A 20046-nucleotide genomic window follows, 5' to 3' on the forward strand; every position below is an offset into this window, starting at 1 on the left:
AATCAGACTGCAAAGATGGCTAAATTATCTGAGCGGCACATAAATATCTCCAATCAAAATTATTATCTGCATGGGCAGTTTTAGGCACTATATTTTTTTGCAAAACATTTGGCCGCAAAATTTTTGAGGTTACCAGTTTCTTTTTTGCTTCATGAATGTATTCCTGCAGGGTTTTATTTTCCAGCCATACCTGTTGCGGAGGTTCGTAGCCTACTTTATCTTTTCGCCATACAATTTCATGGGGTAATTTTTTATCCATTGCTTTTCGTAATAGCCATTTTGTCCAGCCATCATGAATTTTAAAAGTAGAGGGCAGCGAAAAAATAAATTCCACCAGCTTGTGATCTAAAAAGGGCAATCGCACTTCCCGGTCATGAGCCATGCTGTTGCGATCGGCATAACGTAATAATTCCTCCAGGCCTGCTTCGCTGGTATTAAAATGTAAAATATCATTCAACTTGGTCACCACCGGTTTGTGAATGCCTTCCCATTCTTTCCCTCTTTGCAATCTTAAAAAATCAGGATTAATATCGGGTTGATGAATGGTTTTAAGGTATTCATTTTTTTCCAGCTGCATGGCGGCATGCATGGGAAGGTAAGCAGCAAAATAATTTTTTATACTCCAGTTGAAAGCGATATTATTTTTATGCAGTGCTTTTTTCTCTCTTTGGGCAGCTCCCAGTTTGTTCCTGCTCAATACTTCCTGTAAAAACCATTGAATGTATTTGTGGTAACCTGCAAGGGTTTCATCTGCACCTTGTCCATCGAGCAATACAGTTACCTGTTGCTGTTTGGCCAGTTCAAATACTTTGTATTGAGCATATATGCTACCGGATTGAAAAGGTTCTTCCTGGTGATAGCAAAGCTTTTCAAAATCTTTGATTAATCCATCTGCAGCAGGTTGCGTGGTAAAATTCGGCACATTTAATCCGCTGCTCAGCAGGTTGATGTAGGAGGATTCATCTTTTTCAAATCCCGGAAAAATGGCTGAAAAAGTTTTGATTTCACCGGGTTTAAATTTCAATTCCTGCATGGTGGCTAAAATAGAAGAACTATCCAGTCCGCCACTTAAACTGGTGCCTACTGTTACATCGCTTCGTAATCGCCTGCTTATTGAAGTATTGAATAACTGATTAAACTTTTCTATAGCATCTGCTGCGTTTATATCAATGCATATTTCTTTATCAATACGCCAGTATTTTTTTACCATAAGCTTTTGCTGCTGTGGTTGATAAAGAAGATAATGCGCTGGCGGAAGTGAATAAATATCTTTAAAAAAAGTCTGCTCTTTATCTGCTGAATTTTGAACATGGCCAAGCGCAAGATAATTGAGCAGCATTTTTTCTTCAATTATTTTTTCCACTCCAACAGACCATAGAGCTTTCATTTCGCTGGCAAAAAATAAGTACCCTTCATTTTGGTAGTAGTAAAAAGGCTTTTCTCCAAAACGGTCTCTTGCCGCAAAAAGTTGTTCTTCTTTTTCATCCCAGATAGCAAAGGAGAACATGCCATCAAAATGTTTCAGGCAATCTTCTTTCCAAAAATCATAAGCGGCTACAATTACTTCTGTATCCGATTTTGAACGAAAAGAATAACCATGCTCTGCCAGCTCCTCCTTTAATTCGATGTAGTTATAAATTTCGCCATTATGAATAATGATATACCGGGCTGCATACTGCATGGGTTGAGCAGCTGCATTACTCAGATCAATAATAGAAAGACGGCGGTGACCAAGTAATACATTGCCTTTTTCGTTTTTCCAAATACCTTCACCATCAGGCCCACGGTGTGCAATTGACCGGGTCATTTTTTGTAAATGAACTTCTGGTATTATTTCAGATGAAGTAGCTAGTATTCCTGCAATGCCGCACATATTGTAAATATCAATAAAAAAATTGAGGGCGGGTGCAGGCTAAATAATAAATATTTCTGCTGCTGATTAAAATGAAATTGGTAAAACTGCTTTTACATTATCCCATGTCATAATTAAATTGGCACCGGTTGGCGATTGCTGAAATACCATGGTGAAATATTCAATGGGCCGGTCTGTTTTTTCTGCCGGTATTTCTACATGGGCAATGTCTTTTGTGGTATCAGTATGTAATCCCCACGAAAAAAGATTGCTGTTAAAAACAATTATCCATTTATCTGCATAAGGAATACAGTAAATGATATACCTGCCTTTTGCAATTTTTTTATCATTAATGGTTACAGGCTTAAAAAATTCTATTTCGGTGGCTTCATTAGCGCCCAGGCGCCAGTAAGTGCCATATTGTTGTACATATTTTGGCGGCGATTCATTTCCAAATATGGTTCTGCCATTTTTTTGCGGCCTGCTATAAATTACCCGGGCTACCAAAGCTGCAGAGTCGTTGCCACTCATTAATTGCATGGGATAATTTACGGGGTAATAACTGATATCCATTGGTGACTTGTCAACTGCAGCATAAGGATTAACGGGTTCAATCACCGGTTTTTGAAGTTCGGGAGGATTGCTGCTGTTAATTGATGTACATGACATTAAAATACATGTAGTGGTAATTATACCTAACCAACAAACGGCTTTATTTTTTTGCATAGCGAATATGAAGTTAAAAAACTATTGGCAGACTTACTTTTACATCGTCCCAGGCAATCACCAAAGACGCACCTGTTACTGCTTTTTCAAATGCCATTACAAAGGCTTCATTAATTTCTGTTGATTTTTGAACGGGCACATCAATTCTCAAAAGGTCTTTTTTCATATCGTATTTAAATGAGCCCCAGGTATCATTTTCTTTATTAACAATGATGGTCCATTTATCAGCATAAGGAATACAATACAAAGTGTAACGGCCTTTTTTAACTTTAGTATTATTGATCTTTACATTTTGAAAAAATTCAATTTCAGTAGCTTCATTAGCGCCCAGGCGCCACACTTTGCCATACTCCAGTAAATCGCCAAATATGGTTCTGCCGTTTTTTTGCGGCCTGCTGTAAATTACTCTTGCTACCAAAGGGTCAGTGGCTTTATCCTGAATTTTTAATACAGGATAGCCATTGGGATAGTAGCTCATATCCATAGGAGACTTGTCTATGGGAGGGAATTTAGTTTGAGCGGTTACCTCAATCGCCAGCAGAGAATATGTAATAAACAACGCCAGAACGGGAACTAATTTTTTCATACCAATATTTTTTTCAAAGATAATTCAATCAGGCATTTAATAATTGCTGCAAATGATGTGCGGCAAACCTATTTAAGTCGGGATAAAAATCATGATACAGCAGGTTCATAGCCTCATAGTGTTCATTAAAAATTGCAAAGGCAATGGCACTTTCTTTAAGATAGGCCGAGCGCCTTACCAGGCCTGTAAAACTTTTTTCTATTCCCGATGTGCTTTTATAATTGAATAACCAGTCGTATTCTTTCATATACGGCAGTATTCTTTGAAACCCGGGAGGCAGCATTGCAAAATTATCATTAAGTATTGTGTATGTTGATAAGGCAAACTGTTTTAAAGCATCATCGTTTAAAAATATGCTGGTGTCGTTAGCTAAAAAATGATCGTACACCACATCGGTAAAAGCACCTGCATATAAACGGTATTGCGGCTTAAAAAAAAGTTTCAGTTGCTGTGTTACCGCATGGGTATCTGTAAAAGTATCAATTGCCCTGTGCAGCATAATGCCTTTGTGCACCGCTTCGGGATAATCAAATTGTTTTTTCCCTTTTACAAAATCACTGATCATATTGCCTACAACTATCGGCGGTTGATTAAAAGAAAGATGTGCATGGGCCAGGAAATTCATATCGGTTACTTAAGTACTAAAGGTAGTTTTTATAACTGCATAACGGGTTTGGAAAACCATATTTACTTTTTAACAGAACCAAAACAAGTTTTAAGATATTATTAAGAAAAAAGAGCAATGCCTTTGCCACAAAGGGTTTCATGAGATATGGTTATTTTTTTGCAAAGCTGCTGCTTACCGCTTGTACAGGGTTTAACATTGTTTAACGTTATTGGTAAAGAAGTACTTTAATAAGCAACAGAGGCTAATTACTTTTGTTTTATCATTAACCACTGCCAGCCATGAAGGCAGTTTATTTAAACCAAAAAAAAGTATAGTTATGAAAAAGTTAAGAACAATTTTTGCTGCCGCAGCATTGCTGCTTGCAACAAGCTCATTTGCCACAAGTGGTCCTGAAAAAGTATCTCAACAGGTAAAAGCAGCATTTGAAAAAAATTTTACCGGTGCAGTAAATGTTAACTGGGAAAAAAGCGAGAGCTTTTACTTTGCCTATTTCGAATTGAATTCAAAAGCAGTATCTGCTGCTTACAACGAAAATGGCGAACTGGTGGGCACTTCCCGTGTAATTACAAGTGCACAGCTGCCGCTGAATGTTTCTTTGTCGCTTGCAAGTAAGTATGATGATTATACCCTTGCTAAAACTGCAACAGAGTTGACATTTGATGGACAAACCAGTTATTACATCACTGCAGAAAACAGTAAACAAGTTGTAAGATTTAAATGCAGCAGCAACGGTGATGTTGTTGTAGAAAATAAAACTAAAAAATAGTTTGTTAGGGTTTTGGGCTATTAAGACCTCCGTATTACGGGGGTCTTATCTTTTTATATCGACAATTTATTGCAGAATTTACCGGTTAGATACAGCAGGCACTACCGGCAGGCTTTCGTTGCCGCTTTCATTTACAGTTTGTACGGCAAAAAAATAATTGTCTTTGCTGTAGGGTAATTTTATAGTTGTTTCGGCAGTAAATATTTTCTTTTGCCACACAGCACTGGTAGTTTCTCTTACTAAAATATAGTAGCCTTTTACTTTACCAACCTGTGGCTTGTTCCAAAAAAGATAGGTAGAGTTGCCAAGCTTTTTCACATCCATTTTTACTGAGTCGGGCATTGATGGTGCTTTTGCAAGATTGGCAAGATTGGCAAGATTCATAGCGGTGTTCTTTCTCAGGTACTCATAATCAATATGCTCTTCCAGGTCACCATAAGCAATATTATTTTCTGTTCGTATGTTCTGATGTTGCCGGGTATAATTTTCGTTCATCTCGGTAATCCTCACAGCGGCAAACCCACGTTGTACATAAGGGGTATGATCGCCACCCCGTAAAAAGCGGTCGTTGCGATAGATCATCACCGCCTGCAGGTTGTCTACATATCGCTCTCCAACTTCTTTTACATAGCGGGCCAATTGGCGGGATTTGCCATCATTTTCCAATCCAAGCGTTCTTATATTAATGGCATTCTTTTCTGTTTCAAATGCAGGAAGCCCTTCGCTGAATACCCTTATCCTGGTGTTGTCGGTAATATTTGTTTCGTTGCTGTTGTTGCTGCCCATGATATCGTTGTTTAAAACAGCTTCAATATTCCAGTTCTCCCGTTTGGCTTTTTCACTCATAAAATTTGCACCCAGTAACCCTTGCTCTTCGCCACTTACAGCTACAAAAATTACAGTAGCCGGAAAAGCGTACCTGCTCATTATCCTTGCACATTCAATAACTGCAGCTGTACCACTGCCATCATCATTAGCACCCGGTGCATCACCAATACTATCCGTAGGGCTGCTACGCATATTATCCAGGTGGCCGCTGATTAAAAATATACGTTTATCCTCAGGGTCGGTGCCTTTAAGTATAGCTACCACATTGCCCAATATAATTTTCCTGTCTACTCTTTTACCATCCGGTGGCAGGGTAGTAGTATCAATAAAACAGGTTAACCTGCCTGCAGATTGTTTTGCAGCTTCCTGAAATTTATGCAATACCCAATTTCTGGCAGCGCCAATACCCCTTACCGGGTTAGTTTGGTTGCTTAAGGTGTTCCTGGTGCCAAAAGACACCAATGTTTTAATAGTAGATTGCAACGAATCGGGGGACACCATTTTCACCATTTGTTCAATATCCGGATCTCTCTGAATAATTGTTTGGGCAAGCAATGTTGAACTGAAAAGAAAAAGGAGCGTAAAAGAAAATAGCTTCATAAAATAAATTGTGTACTAAAAATACAATTAAAGGTAAAGAAGCGTTTAAGTTTTTTATCAAATGATTATAAGCCATAATCTAATAATGTATATTTGATACCAGGAGTTTTACAGATGACGGAACTGCCTGTTTAAACCAGCTGCATTGATTGTATGATACAAAATAAAACAGATTATTATTTTTATAAAGAGGCCGATAGAATTATCTCGGGGAGACCTAAGAAAACGTTAGCCACCCGTTTGAAAGGTATTTTTAACCCCGATCATATCGGAAATTTTCTGATTCTTTTGAGAGCAACAGAATATCATCTTAACTGTAGTTCCGGCATATCAGGTAAATTAAAAGCCAACTATTATAAATACAGGCTTTATAAACTCAGTCTTAAGCTGGGCTTTAGTATTCCGCCCAATGTTTTTGGCCCGGGTTTAACTATTCCTCATTATGGCACCATTGTTATCAACAGGTTGGCAAAGGTGGGTGCCAATTGTGTTTTACATACTTCTACCTGTATTAATGTAAAACAACAGGTTAATTTGGGTGATAATACCTATATTTCCACAGGGGTAATTATAGCTGGCAATGTTGATATTAGTGATAGTGTTACCATTAGCGCCAACTCTTTTGTAAATAAAAGTATTGAAGGGAAAAATCTGTTAGTGGGGGGATCTCCTGCAAAAATTATAAAGGAGAGAAAAGCCTGGTACCTGGAAGATGGAAACGAATATGAAGAACGTATCAATATCATCAACGAGCTTAAACGCACCCTCTACAAATAATTAAATAATAGCCGAAAATCTTTACTGTCTTGAACTGTAGCGTATTATCCGGGTATTTACCTTTTGAACATTGTGGTATAATAATAGTATAAACTATAAAAATTGATAAACAAGCTATAGTATTATGTTTTTATTTAATGTGACATAAAAAATATGCTGATAACAATAATTTTATTTTGATATTATTTTTTTTGTAGTACATTTACAACCTGAAACAGACCACCTAGTAGTCTATCAGCTTACCTTAATTGAGATTCGTCATCCGTGCCAAAACCACTATCGTTCAATATTTCGTGCTAAAGCCACGTCCCCCCAGGTCGATATTTGTAAGTATTAACTCTAAAATCACGCAATATGGGAACTAGATTTCTGTTGTTCGCTTCTGTTATTTGTCTAATGTTTTGTGCATCCTGTACCACGCCTAATAAAATAGCATATTTTCAAAATGCTAAGGATACTACTTACAGACAAACGCTTGGAACAATCGACGCCCCATTTCAAAAAAATGATCTTTTAGAGATAGCAATTACCAGCCGTAGCAAGGATGCTTCTGCTGATTATAATAAAACTGAGCCTAAAGGATACCTGGTTAGTAAAGAGGGAAATATAGAAATACCTATGTTAGGCAGCATTAAAGCAGAGGGTTTAACAAAAAAAGAACTTAAAGAGAAAATAACCAAGATCATTTTAGATAAACAGGTGCTTGTAGACCCACAGGTAGAGATACGGTATCTTAATTTTGAAGTAACGGTACTGGGAGAAGTTGGCCATCCAACAGTAATAAATGTGCCCAGCGAGCAAATTACTTTAGTTAAAGCATTGGGGCTTGCCGGAGACATGACCATATATGGCAAGAGAGATAACGTTTTATTGGTAAGAGAAGAAGATGGGGTAAGAAAAACAAGACGCATCAACCTTAATTCCAGTGATTTTTTAAACTCTGAATATTATTACTTAAAACCTAACGACCTGATATACGTGGAGCCTAATAAAACTAAAGTAGCAGTTAACGGAAGGTCTCAGCAGGCAATTCCATTAATTTTCAGCAGTATTTCAATTCTGTTTTTAGTTTTCGATAAAATAATAAAGTAAAAGAATAACAAGAACCTTAAATGCGGAAAGAAGATCAAAAATATGTTGAGATTGAAGAGAAGGACTCTAATATAATTGAAAAGGTAGCATCACATTATTTGCCTTACTGGCCTCTATTGTTGTTATTTGTTCTTTTATCATTAACTGCGGCTTACATATACCTGCATTTTGCCACGCCTATGTATGCTGCATCTGCCACTATCATTATTAAAGATGACAGAAGAGGTAGTGCTGATTCAAAAATAACTGACGAACTGAACCTTATCGCCTCCAGCAAGAATATTGAAAATGAGATACAGGTTATTCAATCAAGGGCATTGATGGAAAGTGTGGTGAAAAAATTATTGTTGTATGCTCCTTTATCTCAGAAAGGAAAGATCAAATCCGGTGATGCGTATATGCTGTCTCCTATAGTAGTAGAAGCCAGTAATACGGATTCTATGGTGGAAGTACAGCATGTTGATTTTGCTTATGATAAAGCTACACAAACTGTATTGTTAAATAACAAAGACAGGTATCCGCTAAACCAGTTTGTAAGTACGCCATACGGGTTGCTTAAATTTTCGCCTAATCGCTGGTACCAGCCTTCGGTTGAATCTTCTAAACAACTATCGTTTGCATTGGTAAATCCAAGTGGAATGGCTGTAGGTATTCTGAGAGGTCTTGTGGTTACTACCAACTCTGCTCTTGTAAGTTTAAGTTATAAAGATCCTATACCACAAAGAGCGGTGAATGTTTTAAATAACCTGATTGATCTTTATGAAAAAAGATCAATTGAAGATAAAAATGTATTGTCGAGAAATACATTGGCTTTTATAAACGAGAGTTTGGCAGACCTGGGTAAAGACCTGGATTCTATTGAAAAAAAGATACAACAATTTAAATCTGGTAGCGATGCGGTTAATGTAAGTGAACAGGGGACAGTATATTTAAACGGCGTTGCAGGGGCTGCACAAAAACTGGGTGAATTAAGTACGCAATCTGCAGTACTTAACCAGATGGAAAAGTATGTAACCAACAAAACAAGTGACGGAACCAGTGGTCTTGTTCCGTCTTCATTAGGCATTAATGATCCTACACTTACTACTTTAGTAACCAAGTTAAATAATTCTGAATCGGAATATGATAAGCTAAGTAAAACGGTAGGTGTTAATAATCCCCGTATGTTAGCTTTGCAGGAAGAGATCAGTAAGCTAAAACCAAGTATTTTAGATAACATCAAGAGTCAAAAGGCTAATCTTAGTGCATCTATGCAAAGCGTTTATTCCAGCAGCGACCAGTATAATTCAATGCTGAGAAGGGTGCCACAAAAGGAACGTGAGTTATTGGTGATAAGCAGAGAGCATCAGAATAAAAGCGCTATGTATCAATCATTGCTGCAAAAAAAGCAGGAGAGCGAACTTTCTTTTGCGTCAACATTATCAAACAGCAGGGTTGTAGATAAAGCGTTTGCCGGGCAGGATCCGGTAAGCCCAAAACCTAAAATGATCTATATAGCAGCCATTATAGGTGCATTGGGAGCTTTCGTTGGCATCATTATCGGAAAAGATTTTTTAACCGGTAAGATCAAATACAGGAATGAAATAGAAAAAATGACCACTATTCCGATCATTGGCGAAATTGCTTACGAAAAAACAACTCAGCCAATCGTTATCGAAAAGGGAACAAGAAGTTTTGTAGCAGAGGAATTCAGAAAATTAAGGATCTCTTTATCTTTCTTAGGTATTGATAGCTCACACAAAAAAATATTGCTTACGTCAAGCATATCAGGCGAAGGCAAAAGTTTTGTTGCCGCAAACCTGGCAGTAAGCTTATCGCTTACAGGCAAAAAAGTGGTATTAGTAGACCTGGATTTAAACAATCCAACACAGTCGAAAATATTAGATGTGAATTTTGAAGATGGAGCCACTGAATTTTTAACCGGAGAAAAAACAGCACCTGAGATCATCAATAAGATTGACCAGCACGAAAATCTTTATTTTATATCTGCCGGTAGTTTACCCGAAAATCCTTCGGAGCTTTTGGCAGCAGGTAAAATAAAATCGCTGATTGATTATTTGGAGAGCCATTTTGATATGGTTATCATCGATACATCGCCTATTGTATTAGTAACAGATGCCTATATTTTATCCGAACTTTGTGATGCTACCTTATATGTGATCAGGCATAATTACACACCAAAAATGCTGGTAAAACGCATTGATGAAAATAACCAGATCAATCCAATAAATAATCCTGCAATTGTTTTTAACGGTGTTAAAACAAAAGGGATGTTTAAAAGTAGTTACGGCTACGGATATGATTATGTGTATGGCAATAAAGAAAGAGGTAGTAAAACAAAAAAAGCATCCTAATCAAACTAACAAATAATTATCCAATAAGTATGAAAAACAAACTAACTCAATTCATTTTAAGCTGTGACTGAGATTGGCGAAGCCCTGCTTGAATGAATGAACGAGACTAACGATTGCTCCACTATCTGTAAATAACTAACTGTTCCAATTATCTGACCAACCATCCTCTCCATTATCCGATTAACTGCACATTTCTAATTTTAAAAAAATGGTTATGCAGAAAAATTGGTACGTCCTTTACACCAGACCGCAATCCGAGAAAAAGGTTGCCACATTATTGACAAAGAAGAAGGTTGAGCATTTTATTCCTCTTGTGTGTATAGAAGCACAAAAATCCTGGAGGCATAAGGCAATGTACAGGCCCTTATTTAAATCTTATGTTTTTGTATTTACTACAGAACAGCAGGCGGCATTATTGATGCAAACTGATGGCGTTATTAACTTATTACACTGGCTGGGTAAGCCCGCTGTGATAAATGAAACAGAAATTAACGCTATTAAAGAATTTACCAGCGACTACCAGAATATTGACCTGGAGAAGCTTGCCGTAAACAGTAATGTTATTGAAAGAAATATTTACCGCTCATCTTATGAGATGGAAGGGAATATCCTTGCTGTGAAGAATAAAACAATAAAGATCAACCTTCCTTCGTTAGGGTATGCGATGATTGCCAGGCTGAAAGAAGACAGCATTTTTGGCAAAGAACGTTCTATGTTACAAAACTATACATTCGCACAGTCATGATGAATTTGGGAGACAAAATCTATATCGCAGGCCATCGGGGACTGGTAGGCTCTGCTATAGTGCGGGTATTAGAGCAAAGAGGTTTCACTAACCTGCTATATAAAACATCCGGAGAGCTGGATTTGCGCAACCAGGCAGAGGTAACTGCTTTTTTTGAAAAAGAAAGTCCAAAATTTGTCTTTCTTGCCGCAGCAAAAGTTGGAGGCATTATGGCCAACAATACTTACAGGGCAGATTTTTTGTACGATAACCTTTCGATAGTTTCTAATATTGTGCATGCTGCTTATAATAACAACGTAAGCAAATTGCTTTTTTTAGGCAGCTCATGCATTTATCCAAAAATGGCACCGCAGCCTATTAAAGAAGAATACCTTTTAACGGGTTCATTAGAGTATACCAACGAACCTTATGCCATTGCAAAAATTGCCGGCATTAAATTATGTGAAAGTTACAGGGATCAATATGGCGCTAATTATATAAGTGTAATGCCTACTAACCTGTATGGCATAAACGATAATTATCATCCTGAAAATTCCCATGTACTCCCTGCGTTGATCCGCAGGTTTCACGAAGCAAAAATGTTGGGCCTTAAAGAAGTGGCCATATGGGGAACAGGAACGCCTAAGCGGGAGTTTTTATTTGCAGATGACCTGGCAGATGCCTGCTTATTCCTGATGAATAATTACAACGAAAAAGAAATTGTAAACATTGGTTGTGGTGAAGATATCAGTATTAAAGAATTAGCAGAATTGGTTAAAGAGGCTACAGGTTATGAAGGCAATCTTGTTTTTGATACCACCAGGCCGGATGGTACGCCACGAAAATTACTGGATGTTTCTAAACTACATTCATTGGGCTGGCAACATACAACGCTACTGAAACAAGGATTAAAAATAGCTTACCAGGATTATTTAACGAAACAACAATTACCTTCGTTAGCCTGATAAAAGGCATATTCCAAATAAAATAAGAAATGAAGACTGCATTAATTACTGGTGTAACCGGACAAGACGGCGCTTACCTGGCCGAATTACTTTTAGAAAAAGGATATAAAGTACATGGTATAAAAAGACGTTCGTCTTTAATTAATACCGACCGTATTGATCATCTTTACCAGGACAGGCATGAAAATAAACAAAGGTTTATCATGCATTATGGTGATATGACAGATAGCACTAACTTAATCCGCATTATCCAGGAAACACAGCCCGATGAGATTTATAATCTTGCGGCAATGAGCCATGTTAAAGTAAGTTTTGACACACCTGAATATACTGCCAACGCAGATGGTATTGGTACCTTACGTTTAATGGAAGCATTACGTATTTTAGGTATGGAGAAAAAAACACGTATTTACCAGGCTTCCACATCTGAATTGTACGGATTGGTACAGGAAGTGCCACAAAGAGAAACAACCCCGTTTTATCCAAGAAGTCCTTATGCCGTTGCTAAATTGTATGCTTACTGGATAGTGGTAAACTATCGTGAGGCATATGATATGTATGCATGCAATGGTATTTTGTTTAACCACGAAAGCCCGCTACGCGGCGAAACCTTTGTAACCAGGAAAATTACAATGGCGGTTGCCGCTATAGCTCATGGCTTGCAAAACACTTTGTATTTAGGTAACCTTAATGCACAGAGAGATTGGGGGCATGCCAAAGATTATGTTGAAGCTATGTGGATGATCTTACAACAGGAAAAGCCGGAAGATTTTGTAATTGCCACCGGCATTACCACCAGTGTAAGAGATTTTGTTAAACTGGCATTTGGTGAGGTAGGCATTGAGTTAAATTTTACAGGAGAAGATGTGGAAGAAAAAGCTACTGTGGCTAAATGTAACAACCCGGAATACCAGTTACCGGTAGGCAAGGTTGTTGTTGAAGTTGATCCTGCTTATTTCCGTCCTACGGAAGTGGAATTGCTTATTGGAGACCCTGCTAAAGCAAAAGCAAAATTGGGATGGAAGCCAAAATATGATTTGGCAGGATTGGTAAAGGAAATGGTGGCAGGCGATCTGCAAAAAGTTACAGCCAATAAAAAACTTAAATAAATATTCTGCAGTCTGTGATTATTGACGGCATAACTTTTATTAAAAGGAAAATATAATTACAATTGCAACCCACTGATACCGAGAATTTAAAATCAAAAGCCTTATCTGGTTCTATCTGGTCTTTAATTGAAACCTTTTCTACTCAGATTGTTCAATTTATAGTAGGGGTAATTCTGGCAAGATTATTAGGCCCCGGCGATTACGGTTTGATAGCACTAACTGGTATTTTTACAGCTATATCGGCTGCTATTACAGATGCAGGGTTTGAAAAAACCCTGGTACAGAAAAAAGATCTGACAGATATCCAGATCACCACGATATTTTATATCAATATATTTCTTGGGCTATTCATTACAGTTATATTCATAGGGTTGGCGCCATTTATTGCAGCATTTTTTAACGAGCCCAAGTTAACATTAATACTGCAGGTTGTTTCTACAGGTATACTTATTACCGCATTCGGCCAAACCCAGCAAGCCCTTTTAATAAAAGAGCTGCAGCTGAAAAAAATATCCTACGCTAAGATTGCCAGTTCAATTGTAAGTGCCGCTACCGGACTACTTTTAGCCTACAATGGTTTTGGTGTTTGGGCACTTGTTTTTTCAGGATTATCTTTCCAGGTAACCAATGTATTATTTTTCTGGATTCAGGCTACCTGGTACCCGCAGTTGCAATTTTCATTTGCTTCTGTAAAGTCGATGATTCCCTACGGGATGAATATTTTGGCCAGTAGTATCTTCTTCTTCCTGAACCAGCAGTTCAATAATTTTATTGTAGGAAAGTTTTATACCAAAGCCCAATTAGGCTTATTTAACAGGGGAAACAAGTTTCCTGAATTGATAGTGAACATCATTCAAAGTGTAGTATTGAAAATGTCGTTGCCGCTTTTTGCAAAGTTGCAGGACGAGCCGGCAAGGCTGAGAGACGCCGTAAAAAAAACAGATAAGATCATTGCTTTTGTAAGTTTTCCTTTACTGATATTATTACTGGTAAAAGCTGAGGATGTAACCATTTTTCTATTTACAGAAAAATGGAGAGGCTCGATAATTTTTCTTCAGTTGTTTTGTGTGGTAAAATTATTTGAACCATTTATTACGGTGCAGCGGGAGCTGTTATTGTCGCAAGGAAAAGCAAAATTGTTGCTTAAGATTTTTGTGGCCACGTCACTTATTGAAATGGCCCTGATATTTGCCGTAATTAAATTTGACATACTATACGTTGTGTTTGCTTCGTTAATCAGCCGTGCAGGGCAGTACCTTACTTACCTGGTTATAGGGTCAAAAAGATTGGAAGTAAACTGGTTTGATGAAATTAAATGGCTAAAACCATACATACTCATCACCGCTATAATGAGCGGCGTAGTGCTGGCAACAGACTATGCTTTACATTTTTCGGGTATCAGCATACCACTATTTTTAAAGTTAGGGTTTGAATTAATGCTGGGTGTTGCTTCTTATGCCTGGCTGGCATTTAAATTTAAAATTGATGAGGTATCTCTTGTAAATGCAGCATGGATGATGGTGGTTAAAAAAATAAAAAAATAACTGATTCAGGTATGGCTTTTAAAAATTTAAAAAACAGTTTGTATATCAAATTTTATGCCCTGGTATGTAAATTAAATCTTTCCCGGTTTTGTAAAATAAAAAAAGATAACAGGCCTGTATCACCTTTTAAATTAGTTTTCTTTTGTGGTAAAACCGGCATTGAATATTTAAATGCATCAATGGTTTCGGTATATAAAAGTTGGGACACGGTACCCGAAATAATAATTATTACTGACGGCACACCTGCGGATGTAATTAAGAAAAAACTGATTAAATGGCCACAACAATTAGAAATTTTTACCTGGGAATTTTGTGGTGAATACTTTAAAGCAAAAGGCAAAACTGATTTAAACGACTATGCTGCAAAAGATATATGGGGTAAAAAATTTGTTGGCATATGTTATTGCGCCGAAAAATATACCATACTGTATTCTGATACCGATATTCTATGGTTTTCTTCACCGGTACTGGAAGATTTACAAAGCAGGTCGGTAGTAAAAATGTGCCAGGATGTAGGCTATCATTATAGCGAACCATTACTTAATGCAGTAAACCAAAAGCATATTCTTAACCATGCACCATTAAATGCCGGGTTGATTTATGCTGGAGGAAAATTTGCAGAATTTCCACAGTGGAACGAATTGTGCAAGTACCTGTCTTTACATCCCGACCATAGAACTGAGCAAACATCGTTTGCAGTGTTAAATAATTATTTTAATCCGCAGCAATATTTTAAGCAGGAAGAAATTTTTATACAGGTTGATGACATGCACAGTTTAAAATATACTAAAACTAAAAACCCTGCCATATGGGCAAGGCATTACGTTAATTTAAAGAATACCAGCTTCTGGAGAGATTTTATTTATTTAATACTAGGTAAATAAAAAATACTAGGAGAAATTTTGAAGATGACAAAAGTTGTGCAAATACAATATTCAATGGAGTCTGCCGCACGTTCTGCGTTAAGGCTTCAGAATGCTTTTGTGAAAAATAATGTGTCATCAAAGATCGTATCACTTGAAATTGGATCAGCAAGTATTCCCAACGTAAGTTACCTGGGAAAAAAAGGGCGTTTCATTTCGAGGCTTGATCAAAAAATAAGAAAATTCTTTTTGAAAAAAATGAATAAGGAATTTGGCTTATTTTCTTATCCATTGCTGGGTAGCGATGTTACGCATTTGCCCGAAATACAAGAAGCAGATATTATTTATATACACTGGGTATTAAATGGGTTTATGAATTTTAAATCCTTTACAAAAGTAGCTGCACTGGGTAAGCCGGTAATTATTGTGATGCATGATATGTGGAATATTTCGGGCGGTTGCCATTACAGCTTTACATGCGATAAATATAAAACCGGTTGCCATAATTGCCAGATGTTTATGGGCAATAAAGAAAACGATTTGTCTGTAGTGGAATTTAAAAAGAAGATGAAACTGTATTCCGGTTTTAGCAATTTATACTTTGTGTCGCCCAGCCAGTGGTTGTACAATTGTGCTAAAGAAGCCTTGCTTACAAAAAACAAACCAGTGTTTTACATACCCAATGCACTTGATAATACTTTGTTTAAACCTTTTGATAAAGTAACAGCAAAACAAATATTAAATATTGATACTAACGAAACAGTAATTGCATTTGGAGCAGTATCAGTAAGCAGTCCTTATAAAGGCTGGCCCTATTTACAAAAGGCGCTGGAAATTTTAAAGCAGGATGCATCGTATAAAAATATATCGGTAGTTATTTTTGGAAGTGGTTACAGTAAAGAAATAGCAGATAGTATTCCTTTTAAAATAAAATTTATGGGGTACCTGGGCGATGAATATTCTACTATGCTGGTATATAATGCAGCTGATGTATTTATCGTGCCTTCAATGGCCGATAATCAACCCACAACTGTTCAGGAAAGTTTATGCTGCGGCACACCGGTTGTTGGATTTAATGTTGGTGGCATTCCCGATATGATCAGGCATAAAGAAAACGGGTACCTGGCAAAGTATAAAGATTCGGCCGATATTGCTGACGGTGTAAAATACTGCCTGCAAAATAAATTAAGGGGTTATATGCTGCCCGATTTTGAACCTGCAGTAATTATGAAAAAGCATAGTGAACTATTTGACTATATCAAACAAAATAATAACTAATTAAAAACTAAAGATTACGCCGGGTAAACAATAGATCATTTTGAGTATACAGGTAAATATGAACAGGGCCGCTTTGTACCGGCAAACTAAAAGCAGCAGAAATGTGAGCAATGAATTTGTGTTATCTAAAAAACAACAATCAAGTGTAAATCTTTTCTTTGCCGCTTTTATTATTAACTGTCTCAGTTATCTTACTGCTGTTACCAATAACCCGGTACTAAGCCCTGCAGCATGCCAGGGTTTTCAGGCAATTGCATTAGCAATGATCATTTTTGCATGGATAAACCTGGTAAAATTTAAGTTTGATAACAAATACCTGGAAGTTGTTTTTATTATTTTTATTATTTATTCTGTTACAATAGTAATACGTGACCCTAACTATACTTACGATATTGCAAAAAAAGTGATGTTTGATCCGGGGATGGGTATGATGGGCTATTTAACCCCCCTGGTAATGTTATTTCCAAGAAGTATTGCGGTATATAAAAAAGCATTTAAAGTTGTTGCTATTTTTGGCATTTTATTTTTCGTATACATCATTGTGTATTTCAATATTGTGCACGACTCTAATTGGAAGAGCCTGATAGCTTTGTCTTATATTGAAAACTTTTTTGGGGTACTGGCATTTCCTTCAGGTTTTATTTTACTTACTTTTTTATATCATCCTAAAAAAATAAAAAGACTGGCTTTTGCAGTAATGTTCATTGGCCTTTACTTTTTAATATTCAGGGCAAGAAGGGGAGCAATGTTTTTGTGCCTGACCTCACTGGCAGGCGCAGGAATGATTTACCTGGTACATACTAAAAGAACGGTTTTAGTAATAACGCTTTCAGTTATTTTTATTTTTGTTGGTAGTGTTTTTGTCTCCAACGTAAAATTGCCCAGTATGTTCGATTTCTTAATGTCTCGTGGCGATGAAGATACCAGGAGTATTATGGAAAAATATATGAAAGAAGACCTTACTCAAAATGAATGGTTGTTTGGGAAAGGTATTAATGGTAAATATTATTGCCCTGTTATCCTCGACCCTAATGATCTTTCAATGAAAAGAGATATCATAGAAACAGGCTACCTGCAGATCATACTCAAAGGCGGACTGGTGCATATCATATTATTCTGTCTTATTTTTTTACCGGCAATATTTCTTGGGTTTTTCCGATCCTCCAATATTCTCAGTAAGGCGGGGGCTTTATATATTCTGCTGGCCATGGTGTATACCTATCCTACAATTGTTACAGGTTTCGGGTTATTCTATATATGGGTTTGGCTCTCTGTAGGTATTTGTTATTCCAAAAAAATAAGGAACATGTCCGACGAGGATATTACAAAATATTTAAGCGATGTAAAGCCACCTAGTGGCAAAAAGAAATTAAGAAATGCAGTATCCTAAAATATTAATCATAGGGCAATCTTTTAATAAACGAAGCGGCGGCGGTGTAACCATATCCAATTTGTTTAAAGGCTGGCCAAAAGACAGGCTGGCAGTAGCTTCAAACGATAACCTGCTTAAGGGGCTGGATGATTCCGTTTGTGAAATGTATTACCAGTTAGGGTACAATAATAAACTGCATCCCTTTCCATTAAATATTATTTTACCAAAGATCCATTGCGGTATTATTCCTGTTGTAAAAAAAGAGCATACCACAACAGCAGCACCGGCACCCGAAAAATTAAAAAGTGGTAATCATCAATCGATATATAAAGTACTTTTTGCACTGCTGCACTTTTTTGGCCTGTACAATTTTTTTTATAAATTAAAAGTAACGCCGGAGTTTGAGCAATGGATAAGTGAGTATCAGCCTGATATTATTTATACGCAATTAGCATCACTGGAGTTGATACGCTTTGTGGATGACCTGCAGGTAAAAACAAAAAAACCAATTGCCATACATATCATGGACGATTGGCCGCTTACGATAAACAAACCCGGCATCTTCTATAACTATTGGCAAAATGTAATTGATAAAGAATTCAGAAAGTTATTGGATAAATCGACCATCCTGATGAGTATTTGCGAGGCCATGAGTGATGAATATAAGTTAAGGTATGGTAAAGATTTTATTCCTTTCCATAACCCTATCGATATTAATTACTGGAAACCCACAGTAGCTAAAGACTATACTGTAAAAGATAAATTCACCATACTGTATGCCGGACGTATTGGTGGTGGAATAGGAACTTCTGTTGCAGATATTGCCGGGGCGGTAAATGAAATTGCAGCAACTAATAAAAGCATTGTATTTGAAATTCAAACGCCGGATACAGAAACTTTGAACAAACTGGTTGCAATTAAAGAAAACGTAAGATGGATGAAACCCATTGATTATGCAGCGTTGCCGGCTAAGTTTGCAGGTGTTGACTTGTTATTGCTTCCACAGGATTTTGATGCGGAAAGTATCAAATTCTTAAAGTATTCGTTTCCTACTAAAGTAAGCGAATACATGATTTCGGGTACTCCGATATTGGTTTACGGAGACCCACAAACGGCAGTAACAAAATATGCAGTTAAAGACAAATGGGGCTATGTTGTATCCGAAAAAAATAAGAATACTCTTATTAATGCCATCAATAAGCTATACAACAATACTGAGTTGAGAAAGCAGTTAGCAACTACGGCTCAACAAATTGCAGTAGAGCGGGAAGATAGTGTAGTAATAAGAGAAGAGTTTAGAAAATGCTTCCTGCTGAATTGAATTTAGCAAGTAGTGCAACAATATTTTTTAATATTAAGTCGTTATACCACCGATTTTAACATAGGATGAAATTTAGGAATTTATCTCATACAACAGATACCATTTTCCGGAGAATTCATTTTCTTTTTGGAAAGCGCAATCTATTGTCTGCATGGTGGTGGGGTGTAAAGATAGGAAGCAACACCAGGTTTGATGGTAAATGTTATTTTAAAAGATATCCGAAATCATCTATTACAATTGGCGATAATTGCGAATTTCTGTCAAGGCCTAATTCTAATCTTATAGGGGTAGACAGGCCTTGTATGGTATCCACACTTACAGAAGTGGCGCAACTTGAAATAGGAGATAATGCCGGCTTTAGTGGTACGGTAATAGGTGCATTCAGTTCTATTAAAATTGGTAAAAATGTTCGTTGTGGTGCCAATACTTTAATTACAGATTCTGATTGGCATCCGGGTGATACAAGAGTAGGAGAAGCCAAACCGGTGATCATTGGTGATAATGTATGGCTGGGTATTAATGTGGTGGTTTTAAAGGGTGTGGAAATAGGGGAGAATACTGTGATAGGCGCTAATAGTTTAGTAACTAAAAGTATTCCTGCAAATGTGGTGGCAGCAGGAAGCCCTTGTAAAGAAATAGCCAAATTGCCGGTATAAAAACT

General features: G+C 37.0%; 18 protein-coding genes. 13 read left to right on the top strand and 5 right to left on the bottom strand.

All coding sequences use genetic code 11. The features are described from left to right. Positions 1-19 precede the first annotated feature (19 nt). The 4 genes from asnB to ACQ334_RS22110 all read right to left on the bottom strand — a co-directional run bounded on the left by asnB (position 20) and on the right by ACQ334_RS22110 (position 3789). Positions 20-1873 (bottom strand): asparagine synthase (glutamine-hydrolyzing), encoded by a 1854-nt coding sequence (asnB, locus tag ACQ334_RS22095; protein WP_430990452.1) that lies wholly within the window; start codon positions 1871-1873, stop codon positions 20-22. A gap of 66 nt (positions 1874-1939) precedes the next feature. Continuing rightward, positions 1940-2521: a DUF2911 domain-containing protein gene (locus ACQ334_RS22100; protein ID WP_430990453.1), complete on the bottom strand. Its 582-nt coding sequence runs from the start codon at positions 2519-2521 to the stop codon at positions 1940-1942. A gap of 70 nt (positions 2522-2591) precedes the next feature. After that, entirely contained in the window at positions 2592-3164 is a 573-nt protein-coding gene (locus tag ACQ334_RS22105) for a DUF2911 domain-containing protein (protein WP_430990454.1), read from the bottom strand. 28 nt (positions 3165-3192) lie between these two features. Continuing rightward, positions 3193-3789, bottom strand: coding sequence for an ACP phosphodiesterase (locus ACQ334_RS22110; RefSeq protein WP_430990455.1), 597 nt, complete (start codon positions 3787-3789; stop codon positions 3193-3195). Positions 3790-4108: 319 nt separating this feature from the next. On the opposite strand from ACQ334_RS22110, the gene ACQ334_RS22115 reads away from it, so the two are divergent. Then, on the top strand, positions 4109-4558 hold the full coding sequence (locus ACQ334_RS22115) for a hypothetical protein (RefSeq protein ID WP_430990456.1): 450 nt from the start codon (positions 4109-4111) through the stop codon (positions 4556-4558). A 78-nt stretch (positions 4559-4636) separates the two neighbouring features. On the opposite strand, the gene ACQ334_RS22120 is transcribed toward ACQ334_RS22115, so the two are convergent. After that, positions 4637-5986: a M20/M25/M40 family metallo-hydrolase gene (locus tag ACQ334_RS22120; RefSeq protein ID WP_430990457.1), complete on the bottom strand. Its 1350-nt coding sequence runs from the start codon at positions 5984-5986 to the stop codon at positions 4637-4639. A 153-nt stretch (positions 5987-6139) separates the two neighbouring features. Between ACQ334_RS22120 and ACQ334_RS22125 the strand changes: the two genes are divergently transcribed. The 12 genes from ACQ334_RS22125 to ACQ334_RS22180 all read left to right on the top strand — a co-directional run bounded on the left by ACQ334_RS22125 (position 6140) and on the right by ACQ334_RS22180 (position 20041). Next, the gene (locus ACQ334_RS22125) at positions 6140-6763 is read left to right on the top strand and encodes a hypothetical protein (RefSeq protein ID WP_430990458.1); all 624 of its coding nucleotides are present in this window, start codon (positions 6140-6142) and stop codon (positions 6761-6763) included. A 354-nt stretch (positions 6764-7117) separates the two neighbouring features. After that, the gene (locus ACQ334_RS22130; RefSeq protein ID WP_430990459.1) at positions 7118-7855 is read left to right on the top strand and encodes a polysaccharide biosynthesis/export family protein; all 738 of its coding nucleotides are present in this window, start codon (positions 7118-7120) and stop codon (positions 7853-7855) included. 20 nt (positions 7856-7875) lie between these two features. Beyond that, positions 7876-10209: a GumC family protein gene (locus ACQ334_RS22135; protein WP_430990460.1), complete on the top strand. Its 2334-nt coding sequence runs from the start codon at positions 7876-7878 to the stop codon at positions 10207-10209. Positions 10210-10423: 214 nt separating this feature from the next. Then, entirely contained in the window at positions 10424-10954 is a 531-nt protein-coding gene (locus ACQ334_RS22140) for a transcription termination/antitermination NusG family protein (protein WP_430990461.1), read from the top strand. Beyond that, entirely contained in the window at positions 10951-11898 is a 948-nt protein-coding gene (gene fcl, locus ACQ334_RS22145) for a GDP-L-fucose synthase (protein WP_430990462.1), read from the top strand. Before ACQ334_RS22140 ends, fcl begins: the two co-directional genes overlap by 4 nt. A 29-nt stretch (positions 11899-11927) precedes the next feature. Further along, complete coding sequence (gene gmd, locus ACQ334_RS22150; RefSeq protein ID WP_430990463.1) at positions 11928-13007, top strand: GDP-mannose 4,6-dehydratase; 1080 nt, start codon at positions 11928-11930, stop codon at positions 13005-13007. Positions 13008-13069: 62 nt separating this feature from the next. Beyond that, positions 13070-14551, top strand: coding sequence for a lipopolysaccharide biosynthesis protein (locus tag ACQ334_RS22155; protein WP_430990464.1), 1482 nt, complete (start codon positions 13070-13072; stop codon positions 14549-14551). Between the two features lie 11 nt (positions 14552-14562). Then, the gene (locus tag ACQ334_RS22160; RefSeq protein WP_430990465.1) at positions 14563-15435 is read left to right on the top strand and encodes a hypothetical protein; all 873 of its coding nucleotides are present in this window, start codon (positions 14563-14565) and stop codon (positions 15433-15435) included. Positions 15436-15459: 24 nt separating this feature from the next. Further along, a complete protein-coding gene (locus ACQ334_RS22165) occupies positions 15460-16692 on the top strand; it encodes a glycosyltransferase (protein ID WP_430990466.1) in 1233 nt (410 codons plus the stop codon). Between the two features lie 40 nt (positions 16693-16732). Next, a complete protein-coding gene (locus ACQ334_RS22170) occupies positions 16733-18082 on the top strand; it encodes a hypothetical protein (RefSeq protein ID WP_430990467.1) in 1350 nt (449 codons plus the stop codon). After that, complete coding sequence (locus ACQ334_RS22175) at positions 18069-19385, top strand: glycosyltransferase (RefSeq protein ID WP_430990468.1); 1317 nt, start codon at positions 18069-18071, stop codon at positions 19383-19385. The genes ACQ334_RS22170 and ACQ334_RS22175 overlap by 14 nt, the downstream gene beginning before the upstream one ends. Before the next feature lie 65 nt (positions 19386-19450). After that, positions 19451-20041: an acyltransferase gene (locus ACQ334_RS22180; protein WP_430990469.1), complete on the top strand. Its 591-nt coding sequence runs from the start codon at positions 19451-19453 to the stop codon at positions 20039-20041. The last annotated feature ends 5 nt before the right edge of the window (positions 20042-20046 follow it).

This window comes from Ferruginibacter sp. SUN106, assembly GCF_050611765.1.
Taxonomy (GTDB): Bacteria; Bacteroidota; Bacteroidia; order Chitinophagales; family Chitinophagaceae; genus Ferruginibacter.

Excerpts from the sequence above, each read along its gene's own strand:
- ACQ334_RS22140 (WP_430990461.1), top strand. The coding sequence starts at position 10,424 with ATGCAGAAAAATTGGTACGTCCTTTACACCAGACCGCAATCCGAGAAA.
- ACQ334_RS22110 (WP_430990455.1), bottom strand. The coding sequence starts at position 3,789 with ATGAATTTCCTGGCCCATGCACATCTTTCTTTTAATCAACCGCCGATA.
- ACQ334_RS22125 (WP_430990458.1), top strand. The coding sequence starts at position 6,140 with ATGATACAAAATAAAACAGATTATTATTTTTATAAAGAGGCCGATAGA.
- ACQ334_RS22180 (WP_430990469.1), top strand. The coding sequence starts at position 19,451 with ATGAAATTTAGGAATTTATCTCATACAACAGATACCATTTTCCGGAGA.
- ACQ334_RS22175 (WP_430990468.1), top strand. The coding sequence starts at position 18,069 with ATGCAGTATCCTAAAATATTAATCATAGGGCAATCTTTTAATAAACGA.
- asnB (WP_430990452.1), bottom strand. The coding sequence starts at position 1,873 with ATGTGCGGCATTGCAGGAATACTAGCTACTTCATCTGAAATAATACCA.
- ACQ334_RS22160 (WP_430990465.1), top strand. The coding sequence starts at position 14,563 with ATGGCTTTTAAAAATTTAAAAAACAGTTTGTATATCAAATTTTATGCC.
- fcl (WP_430990462.1), top strand. The coding sequence starts at position 10,951 with ATGATGAATTTGGGAGACAAAATCTATATCGCAGGCCATCGGGGACTG.
- ACQ334_RS22105 (WP_430990454.1), bottom strand. The coding sequence starts at position 3,164 with ATGAAAAAATTAGTTCCCGTTCTGGCGTTGTTTATTACATATTCTCTG.
- ACQ334_RS22120 (WP_430990457.1), bottom strand. The coding sequence starts at position 5,986 with ATGAAGCTATTTTCTTTTACGCTCCTTTTTCTTTTCAGTTCAACATTG.
- ACQ334_RS22135 (WP_430990460.1), top strand. The coding sequence starts at position 7,876 with ATGCGGAAAGAAGATCAAAAATATGTTGAGATTGAAGAGAAGGACTCT.
- gmd (WP_430990463.1), top strand. The coding sequence starts at position 11,928 with ATGAAGACTGCATTAATTACTGGTGTAACCGGACAAGACGGCGCTTAC.
- ACQ334_RS22165 (WP_430990466.1), top strand. The coding sequence starts at position 15,460 with ATGACAAAAGTTGTGCAAATACAATATTCAATGGAGTCTGCCGCACGT.
- ACQ334_RS22100 (WP_430990453.1), bottom strand. The coding sequence starts at position 2,521 with ATGTCATGTACATCAATTAACAGCAGCAATCCTCCCGAACTTCAAAAA.
- ACQ334_RS22115 (WP_430990456.1), top strand. The coding sequence starts at position 4,109 with ATGAAAAAGTTAAGAACAATTTTTGCTGCCGCAGCATTGCTGCTTGCA.
- ACQ334_RS22130 (WP_430990459.1), top strand. The coding sequence starts at position 7,118 with ATGGGAACTAGATTTCTGTTGTTCGCTTCTGTTATTTGTCTAATGTTT.